This is a genomic window from Neisseria sp. P0001.S005, assembly GCF_051963715.1.
The window spans coordinates 1-234 of sequence record NZ_JBQCTZ010001086.1 but is presented as its reverse complement, the minus strand read 5'-3'; the positions used below and the strand labels follow the sequence as shown (position 1 = coordinate 234).

At 45.3% G+C, this 234-nt stretch carries 1 pseudogene; it reads right to left on the bottom strand.

The window, feature by feature from the left end:
- A pseudogene (locus ACTHSP_RS24145) lies at window positions 1-234 on the bottom strand (5-demethoxyubiquinol-8 5-hydroxylase UbiM); the annotation flags it as partial.

The window sequence follows — 234 nt, the reverse complement described above, 5'->3', positions numbered from 1 at the left end:
GGTAATCGGAATGGCCGTTCAACACTTTGGCATCTCGCAAAGGATAAATTTCTTCTTTTGGAATCAAATCCCACAAACCCAATCGCTGCATGATTTCGCGCGACAAGTGTGTCAATTCGATTTCACGACCGTCATACGGCGGATTTTGCAAGACTTCTAAAGGAATTCTTTCAATCAGGGTTATGTTCAAAACGCTTCCGGCCAACTCTGCGGCAAAACTTAATCCTGCAGGGC